Source organism: Bacteroidota bacterium, assembly GCA_034723125.1.
Lineage (GTDB): Bacteria > Bacteroidota > Bacteroidia > CAILMK01 > JAAYUY01 > JAYEOP01.
The window spans coordinates 1-9,744 of record JAYEOP010000417.1 but is presented as its reverse complement, the minus strand read 5'-3'; the positions used below and the strand labels follow the sequence as shown (position 1 = coordinate 9,744).

Below are 9,744 nucleotides of genomic sequence, written 5' to 3'. Positions count from 1 at the left end.
GCTGTTATTCTATCAACAAAATGCAAATCGTAATCATCAATTTCAAAAACTATTCTTTCTCTTGTTGCTTTAGTTCTCCGAAATGTTAGATGTAAAATATTATTATCAATATTAGGTTTTTCATTTTTCAAAAATATAGATGCAGATGCAACATCTGCATCATTATCCCACAAAGATTTATTTCTTGCCAATGCAGTGAAATCAAATATTTGAACTACATTAAAATTTGAAAATAACACTTTTTTATATTCAGTAGATGTGCTATTATACAATAATCCCGAAGATTTGATAATTAGACATAATAATCCTTTTTCTTTAAGATGTGTGATAGATTCACTTAAAAATTTTAAGGCAATTTGTCCTTGAGGAATTTTTACTTTATTATTTTTGTACTCCCAAAAATTTGAATAATTTTTAATAGCACCACGCCTAAATGGTGGATTTCCAATAATTAAATCAAATTTTGCATCTTTAAGTTTGTTGGCACTTTCAAAAAAATCTGAATAAATTAAGTTACTCTTTCTTAAATCGTCAAATTTTAGCTTATTAATAATCTCTATTGGTTGTAATTCATTACAAAGAGCTAAACTCAAACTAAATGAAGCTAATTCAATGGCTTGTTCTTCATAATCTACTCCATAGATATTTCGTAAAATATTTTGTAATACCGATATGTTTGGAAATTCCATATTGTTTTGCAATCTCCATATTTGAACAATCCTTTTAAAAACTGTTACTAAAAAAATACCCGAACCACAAGCAGGGTCTAATACCTTGTATGTATCAATATTTATTTTCTTATACTTAGTCAATGGTAAACTTTCATCAACTAACAATTTTGCCAAATGAGCAGGCGTATAATACAATCCTTTTTCTTTTTTATTATTACCTAAAAATTCTTCGTAAAGTCGGCTAATTAATTCAACAGGAATATATTTGAATTCAAAATATCTCCAATTCGGAAAATTTATTTCAAGTTGTTCAGATGCTAATGTTGTTTTTTTTGTATCTAATAATTCTGCTAATGGTGATAGGTCTTTATTTTCTAAAAGATTTTGTTCATCTTTGGTCCATTGAAACACATTACCATTTAAACCCGTTTCCGGATTATTTAAAGCATTTAATAAATCAACAAATTTGCCATTTTTTAAAACATCATTAAATGTGTTTGAATTTGCAAATTGTTTAAAATACTTATCAGATAATAATTTTTTCCCATTTGTATCAATTCTTTCTTCTAAATATTTTATTAGAATGGACTGAACTATTATTTTATTTGTAAGACTGTCTTGTAAATCTGTATATTCCTTTTTGAGAATTGTAGTAATGTATTGAATATTCTCAATTAATTTATTATAAGATGAATTATTGGAAAACTTAAACTTATTTTTAACTTCTTCTTCTTCCCAAAAAACTCCACTCTTGATTTTTATTGCAAATTGATTATTATATAAACTGTGTGCTTTTTCTGTTATTTTTAGATTTTCTATTAAGTAAGAAGGTTTGTAATCATCTGTAATATGGGTTGTGCAATCTATAATTTTAATTTCTGTTTTAAAGAAAAAACAAGTTATAGGGATTTCGCCATTGCTCCATATCTTTTTATGAATATCTGTTAGGAGTATTTCATTATCGGTATTAAAATTTTCTTCTGTAAAATCATAAAGATAAACCTGTGGTTGATAACTGCCACTTAATTGTTTTCTGAAATATACTGCTGTTACATTGAATTCATCTCGTGCTTTCTTTAAGTGGAATTTTACTTCTGGGTGAGTGCTTTGATTGTTATTAGTTAAAAATAGGGCATCATCATTCTTATAAAAGCCTAATTTTTTAAGGTTTTTATAAAATTTCATTCCTCTTTTTTTAATCTTTTCCATTAATTAAACTAATAATCCTTAATCTACAAAAATAGTAATTTTTGGTGTGATAAATTGATATTTATATTATTTATTTCCTGATTGTTTGCGACTCGATGTGTATGCACAGCAACGATTGTGTATAGTTATTGTTCTTACACTGCCAAATTGGAGGGATAAGAACAATTGCGATGTGCTGAACTTGTCGAAGCATTTATTATTAAAATTACACATTGAACTCTTCCTTTTTACTATTATCATATAATATCATAAATAATCCAATAAACCAAGAAATTTTTCAAATTCACTTACTCAATTTCCCAATCATCTTTCCCGCTTTCAATTCTATCTCTTTTATTTTCTTTTCCAACTGTTTAACAAATTTATTCTCTTCATAAGTTCCACGAACTGCCTCAAAATCCATCTCTTGAAGCAGAACAGAAAAATATCAGGTGTAACGATTTGTCATACATTTTTTTCATAGTTAGATATTTTGTTATCTTTTAAAGAAAAAATAAAGCATCAGTCAAAATTCCTGACTTGATACCATTCCATAATTGATCCTTTAAATCTTGATACCAAAGAATAATCTTTTTCTTCTTCAATATCAATTGTTCTTTGTGCAAAAAAATTTGTTGAAATCATTAATGCAATCATTGCTAAAATTAATGTTACTTTTTTAATTGTTTTTATTCTTCTATTTTTTTATAAATGCTTTTATTGTCCGCAGAGGGATCTTCAAATATCAATTTACCACTTTCCATATAAGCATTACCTTCAAAAACTTTCGAGTTAATTTGTCCATTTTCAATTTTGTAGTTAGCAAGTTTTTGTTTTATTATAGAGCCATCGGAAAGTACCATTTTATTAATAATTTTACCATCATTAGTAAAAACCATATGTGGTTGCATTTGGGCGATATCCTTCATGTGAATTACTCCGTTAGTAATATCAACACATTCCCATTCCCCAATTATTATATCTTGGGTAATGGTTTGTTTTTCTGTTTTTTGGCCTTCTTTGGGATTACTATTTGAATTTCCGCAAGACCACATAAATAAACTTACAAATACTGTAAATATAGCGATTACTTTTTTCATTTTGTTTCTCCTTTTATTTAGTTATTCAATTTATATTCAATAATTTTCATGTATTCTATGTAGCTATTATATTTTTCTTCTCTCAAACTTCTTTGATAAGGATTTTTTATTTTATCTGTTTTTTTAAAAATGTTATATAATTCTTTTTCTTTTTTTTTCATTTGCTCCACAATATATTCTCTGTCTTTTTTTGAAAACGAGGAGATAACTTGTTGGAAAATACATTCTCTAAATGCCTCATTTCCTTCTTTCTCAATAATATAATTAGAATACATTTTCTTTGACTGCGGATGAATTTCACTTAATTCAATTCCCCAATCGGAACATTTCAAATCTTGGAGATATTGACTCGCAATAGATTTATTAAATCGCTTTCGTTTATTCTTAAATAAATCATGCAAAAACACTGTATCTATTGTTTCTTTTTTAAGCGTGATTAAATTAACTTTGTAAGTTTTGTTAACCATCGTTAGTAAATCAGGTTTTCTTTCTTTAATTGTCTTTAAATCATAATCATAAGGTTGTATCATTCTGTAATACAGCACAGTATCGCTTAAAGATAATTTAACTTGTGATATGCTTAACCATCTATACGCCATACTTTGATAAAATTCATTTAAATCAGCAAGACAACTTAGTTGATTGTGTTTAATATTATAATAACACAGTGAAAAATCTAAAAACTCATTTTTTGTTTTTCCACCATCTGGAAATGTTGCAATTCCTTTAGGTCTTTTGTATAATTTTTTTCTTGCAACAAAAACAAAAGCCGTACTATCTTTATTCCAGACAATTGTTCCGTCTGTTCTAATTCCTAAATTCAGGTATTTAGAATGACATGAGGTCAATAGAGGTATAAGGAATATTATTAGAAATATGTGTTTTGGTTTCATCTAATATTTTGCTTTTTTTACTGCCAACGATTGTGTATAGTTATTGTTCTTACACTGCCAAATTGGAGAGATAAACATAATTGCCATGTTCTGAGTTTGTCAAAGTGCGATGTGTTGCGGTGCACTGAGCCTGTCGAAGCATTTATATTTTCCCTTTATCATTCTTACTCCTTTACTCAAAAAACTCATCAGTTGCCATTTTATGAATAAAATGAGATTAGGCGTAATACGAAAAAAGCAAAAGGAGGCTATTCATAACTACCTAATCTCATATAGACAATTTGTCAATTATTTATTATTAAAATTATACATTGAACTCTTCTTTTTCATTACTACCATATAATAACAAATTAAATCGTTACAATCAAGAAATTTTAAATTTATCCGTTCAATTTACCAATCATCTTTTCCGCTTGAGTTTCTATCTCTTCTTTTTTCTTTTCCAGCTGTTTCACGAATTTATTACCTTCATAAGTTCCACGAACTGCTTCAAAATCCGTATCTTTTACTTCATCATCACCATCAATTCCAAAACCAATTTTAGTCGTTATATTGAATTCTTTCGTCGCATCATTTGCAACCATTTTATTTAATTTAAGCGAAGATTTTTTCCAATTCTCAATAATTATTTTCAGATCGTCAGTTGTAATATTCTTTGTGTCAATTTCTAAATGTTCTTTAATCAATCCCAAAGTCCAAAACCACTCCTCATCAGAATAATTATTAAAAACTGCTTGTAATTCGTCAACTAACATCTCAACATTTTGGATTTTATTATTTTTAATTTTCGTTTTTAGTGTTTCACTTGTCTTTTTAGAAATTAACAATCCAGACATGTCAAACCACTCATCAAGATTTCCATCATGATTAAATTCACTTTTATAATCATTCGAATTTTCTATTTTCGCCATTACACTTTGACCGATAAAAATATCCATCGCTAATCTATAATATTTTGCAGTAGTTTTCAGAAGCAATCGTGGAATTTTTACACCATTATAATTTGCATAACTCATTTTCTTTGGTGTCTTTTCAACTAATTCCAACAAAATTTTATATCCTCGAAAAACCTTACCAATTGTATATGGATTAAATAATTCAAAATTTATCAAATCAAGTTTATTTTCATCAGTTCGTTTATCTCTATTGGGCCACTTTTCGCTATCTCGAGCTGTTCCAACAGATAACAGATTCATTGCAGGCGTAAGAATACTTTTTCCATCAACTTCATTTATATAAGAAAATGGAAAATCCCTCGTATCAAAATTTGAATAGTGTTTGCCAATAACTGCCGTGAATGCTCCTACCCTGCTTGGCCATAACAAATAACTGAATGAACCTGTTTTTACTCCTCGCTCAAGAATTCCCTGATGCAATGGTCCCAATTTATACATATGATTACTTTGATTTGTGCCACTTCCGGCATTAAAAAACGAAAATAATCCGGCAATTAATAGTGTAGATTTATGATGTGTGACTGTATATGGACCGGCAAAAATTGAACATGCCTCTCCGTGAAATCCTTCACAATTAGCAAAAAAAACAGAATTCTCCGCTGAATATTGTTTACCAATTTTTACACTTTGACCAATAAAACATCCATCTATAATTGCCCCGTTATCAATTTTAGAACCTGAATTTATAATGAAATTTTTTGCTATTACATCATTTCCAACAAATACTTTTGCTGAAGAATTACTGACAATAGTTCCATTATTTAATTCTGTCACACCAAAAATAGTTGCATCGCTTCCTACTTTCACATTCGTAATTTTTTTAGAATTTAATATCTTACTATTTTCGCAAATTGTACCAATTTCTGAAGTCACACTTTCAACATATTTATCAACCATTTTTTCGATTGAATTTACTAATGTTTCATCGTGGCGATAAAGAACCAACATATATGCAATCTGTGATGACAAGTTATCAAATATTTTTAAGTCCCTTCCGCCACCTTCATTTAATACTTCCAACTCATAACCATTCCCAAAACTTGATTCGTTTTCCACAGCTAATTGTCCGACATTTTCTAAAACAACATTATCTCCGATTTTATAATTTGACAACAATTTTACATCTGAAATATAGACATTATTACCAATTTCACAATTGTATATATCAGAATTTCTAATCATAGAATGCTTTTCAATTTCATCTGAATATTTCACAATTCCATCATTGTTTCCAATTGTTACATTGCCGAAAAATGAAACATTATTCACATACTTTACATCAAAATTTTCGTCTATTTGAATTTTAGACCAATCGTTAGAAATACAATTTTGATTTTCTAATTTTTTAATTTCTTCTTGCTTTAAATTTCTCATTTTCTTCCCTATTTTTTTAATAAATAAAAAATGTCCGAAAAATACAATTCCCGGACATTTGTAATATTTCTAAAACATCTTAAACTTCCGAAATATTCTCAATTGATTCTTTCTCAATATCTTTAAAATATTTCACAGTTCCAACATTTAATTCCATTGTAGATTCATCATCACAAACAATAATTCCCTTTTCATGTAGCTGTAATGCAGATACCGTCCACATATGATTTAGTCCACCCTCAACTACCTGTTTCAATGCTGTTGCTTTGTTATACCCACTGATTAAGATAATAACTTCATCAGAATCCATAACAGTTCCAACTCCAACAGTCAATGCAGTTTTCGGAACTTTATTATAATCATTATTGAAAAATCTGGCATTAGCAATTTTTGTATCGTGAGTAAGAGTTTTAATTCTTGTTCTTGATTTCAATGATGACCCCGGTTCATTAAATGCGATATGTCCATCAGGACCAATTCCACCAAGAAACAGATGAATTCCGCCAACTTTCTTTATCTTATCTTCATATTCTTGACACTCTTTTTCGAGATCTTTTGCATTTCCATCAAGAATATTTATATTTTCTTTTGGAATATCAATCTTGCTGAATAGATATTTATTCATAAAATAGTGATAACTTTCTGGATGATCTTCTGCGATATTTACATATTCGTCCATATTGAAAGTAATTACATTTTTGAATGAAACTTTGCCTTCATCGTACAAATCAACTAATTCGCTATATGTTCCAATTGGTGAAGAACCTGTTGGCAAACCTAAAACAAATGGTTTCTCTTTTGTTGGTGCAAAATCATTGATTTTTTTTGCAACATAATGTGCTACCCATTTACTTAAAGATGGATAATTTTCGTGTATGAGAATTCTCATTTTTTCTCCTCTATTTATTTTTATTTATCAACTTTTACCTCGTATTCACAAGCTTTCTAAACTTCTAAACTTCTTCTAACCTCCTAACCTCCTAACATTCTAACCCACTAACCTCCTAAACTCCTAACCTTCTTACTATAGCATTATTTTAGTATCAGCAACAAAACAACCATTCCCTTCATCACCAACAATCAATGGATTTATATCCAATTCTTTAATCTGTGGACAATCCATTGCCAATTGTGACAATCTTTGAATTGTTTCTGTTATAGCTTTTACATCTCGTTTTTTCTTTCCTCTTGCTCCGGCGAGAATCGGATATGATTGAATTGAAGTAATCATCTCTTTTGCATCTTTTTCCGAAATTGGTGCAATTTTAAAATCTACATCTTTGAATATCTCAACAAATAATCCACCAAGACCAAACATCACCACAGAACCAAAAGAATTATCTTTCTTCAATCCTAAAATCACTTCCTGACCTTCTTTAACCATTTTTTGAACAAATACACCTTTGATATCTGCTGTCGGTTCCGCTTTTTTAACATTCTTTAGAATCTGTTCGTATGCACCTTCCGCTTCTTCTCTATTCTGAATATTTAGAATAACACCACCGCTATCAAATTTATGAACAATATCGACAGAAATAATTTTCATAACGACAGGATATTCAATTTTGTCAGCAATTTTTCCTGCTTCCTCTTTTGAACTTGCTAATCCATTTGGAAGAACTGGAAAATTATATGCTTCCAAAACTTTCACAGCTTCCTCTTCAGGCAAATATGATTTCTTTTCAGCAATTGCATCTTCAAGAATCTTTGTTGCTTTTGCTTTATCAACATCAGAAAATTGTTTAACCTTTTCATCGGTTTGATTTTTCATTCTCTGAGCAAATTCAGCAGTGACAGCCATTGATTTTACCATATTTTCAGGTAAAAAATAATGCGGGATATTATTATGCTGTAAAATATCTATTCCCTCTGCAACATCAGTTTCACCCATAAAAGATGCATGAACAGGTTTATCATAATTTCTAGCAACTTTCACAATATCTTTCGCAATATCTTCAATTTCAGTCATTGATTGTGGAGTCAAAATAACATTCACTCCGTCAATATTTTTATCTTTCAAAGCAGAACCAATCGCCGCATTATATCTGTCAGCTCTTGCATCACCAATTACATCAACGGGATTTTTGATATTTGCTGCCGCCGGTAAACTCTTCTTCAGAATTTTTGTCGTTTCTTCACTAAATTTTCCAAGTAACAATCCGCTTTCAATTGCTTTATCAGTAGCAAGAACACCCGGTCCACCTGCATTTGTAATTATTGCAATATTTTTTGATTTTGGAAGTGGTTGATATGCAAATGCCTTGGCTATATCGAACATCTCTTCAAGATTATCACATCTGATTATTCCCGCTTGTTTAAATGCAGCATCAGTAATGACATCACTTCCAGCCAATGAGCCCGTGTGAGATGCAGCCGCCGAAGCTCCCTCCGCAGTTCTACCGGATTTTATTGCCAAAATTGGCTTTCCGGATTCTGCAGTAACTATTCTCGCAGCTTCCATCAACTCTTTTCCATTTGTCACCTCTTCAAGATACATCAAAATAACTTTCGTTTTCGGATCATCTTTTAAATAATACAACAAGTCAATTTCATCAACATCCGCTTTATTACCAAAACTAACAAACTTTGAAAAACCAATATTTTTTGCATCAGCATAATCTAAAACTGCCGTGCACAAAGCTCCACTCTGTGAAATAAAAGCAATATTACCTTCTTTTGGCATTGCTCTTGCGAAAGAAGCATCCATATGACACAGAGGATCAGTATTTATAACACCAAGACAATTAGGACCTATAAATGATATTCCATATTTGTCGGCAATTTCTTTTATCTTTTTCTCTTTCTCAATTCCTTTTCCACCAACTTCTTTGAATCCGGCAGAAATAATTATCATCGATTTAATACCTTTTTTTCCAATTTGCTCCATTGCCAAATGTGCTACAGAACTTGGAAATACTAAAATCGCCATATCAATATCATCTTCAATATCCACAACATATTTATATGCCTTAATACTTCCAACATTTTTTTCACTCGGACTTACAGGATATAGAACTCCTTGAAATCCATCATGTAAAATGTTCTGAAAGATATCCGATGGAACAGAACCTCTTACATTATTCGTTCCAACAACAGCAATAGATTTTGGATAAAAAATATTATTTACTTCATCAAATGTTTTTCTATTCTTTTTCATTTTTTTCCTTATCCGTTTACTATTTTTTCGATAAATACTACCGCATCTTTAACACTTTGAATCTCTAAAGCATCATCTTCGTCCATTTCAATATCAAATTCTTCTTCAAAACCTGCCACTAATTGTAAACTCTGCATTGAATCGGCACCAAGATCGAATATAAAATTTGCATCAGATGCAATTTCATTTACATCTTTCTTTAATACATCAGCAATCGTTTTCTTTACCTTCGCTTCAACTTTCTCTCTTTCCATAATTCTCCCCTTAAGTTTTCCCCTATTAATTAACCAAGCCCAAATATAGTAAATTAATAAAAGTAATACAACATTTTTTTTTCAACTTAACTTCTAATCTGATTTCCTCTATTAACTATCAGAATAATCGTAAAACATCATTTATCATAAC

8 protein-coding genes are annotated in these 9,744 nt (G+C 29.8%); all 8 read right to left on the bottom strand.

What is annotated here, in order from left to right; genetic code table 11:
- A partial coding sequence (locus U9R42_11220; GenBank protein MEA3496596.1) for an N-6 DNA methylase occupies positions 1-1,880 on the bottom strand: 1,880 nt, incomplete at its 3' end.
- Between the two features lie 501 nt (positions 1,881-2,381).
- Positions 2,382-2,516, bottom strand: coding sequence for a hypothetical protein (locus U9R42_11215; protein MEA3496595.1), 135 nt, complete (start codon positions 2,514-2,516; stop codon positions 2,382-2,384).
- 32 nt (positions 2,517-2,548) lie between these two features.
- Entirely contained in the window at positions 2,549-2,959 is a 411-nt protein-coding gene (locus U9R42_11210) for a hypothetical protein (protein MEA3496594.1), read from the bottom strand.
- 17 nt (positions 2,960-2,976) lie between these two features.
- Positions 2,977-3,852 carry a hypothetical protein gene (locus U9R42_11205; GenBank protein ID MEA3496593.1) on the bottom strand — a complete coding sequence of 292 codons (876 nt, stop codon included), beginning with the start codon at positions 3,850-3,852 and terminating at the stop codon, positions 2,977-2,979.
- 380 nt (positions 3,853-4,232) lie between these two features.
- Entirely contained in the window at positions 4,233-6,182 is a 1,950-nt protein-coding gene (locus U9R42_11200) for a DUF4954 family protein (GenBank protein MEA3496592.1), read from the bottom strand.
- Between the two features lie 79 nt (positions 6,183-6,261).
- A complete protein-coding gene (gene nagB, locus U9R42_11195; protein MEA3496591.1) occupies positions 6,262-7,071 on the bottom strand; it encodes a glucosamine-6-phosphate deaminase in 810 nt (269 codons plus the stop codon).
- A gap of 135 nt (positions 7,072-7,206) precedes the next feature.
- Entirely contained in the window at positions 7,207-9,339 is a 2,133-nt protein-coding gene (locus U9R42_11190) for an acetate--CoA ligase family protein (protein ID MEA3496590.1), read from the bottom strand.
- 8 nt (positions 9,340-9,347) lie between these two features.
- Positions 9,348-9,593 carry an acyl carrier protein gene (locus tag U9R42_11185; GenBank protein MEA3496589.1) on the bottom strand — a complete coding sequence of 82 codons (246 nt, stop codon included), beginning with the start codon at positions 9,591-9,593 and terminating at the stop codon, positions 9,348-9,350.
- Between the last annotated feature and the right edge of the window lie 151 nt (positions 9,594-9,744).

Excerpts from the sequence above, each read along its gene's own strand:
- U9R42_11215 (MEA3496595.1), bottom strand. The coding sequence starts at position 2,516 with ATGATTGCATTAATGATTTCAACAAATTTTTTTGCACAAAGAACAATT.
- U9R42_11210 (MEA3496594.1), bottom strand. The coding sequence starts at position 2,959 with ATGAAAAAAGTAATCGCTATATTTACAGTATTTGTAAGTTTATTTATG.
- U9R42_11205 (MEA3496593.1), bottom strand. The coding sequence starts at position 3,852 with ATGAAACCAAAACACATATTTCTAATAATATTCCTTATACCTCTATTG.
- U9R42_11200 (MEA3496592.1), bottom strand. The coding sequence starts at position 6,182 with ATGAGAAATTTAAAGCAAGAAGAAATTAAAAAATTAGAAAATCAAAAT.
- nagB (MEA3496591.1), bottom strand. The coding sequence starts at position 7,071 with ATGAGAATTCTCATACACGAAAATTATCCATCTTTAAGTAAATGGGTA.
- U9R42_11190 (MEA3496590.1), bottom strand. The coding sequence starts at position 9,339 with ATGAAAAAGAATAGAAAAACATTTGATGAAGTAAATAATATTTTTTAT.
- U9R42_11185 (MEA3496589.1), bottom strand. The coding sequence starts at position 9,593 with ATGGAAAGAGAGAAAGTTGAAGCGAAGGTAAAGAAAACGATTGCTGAT.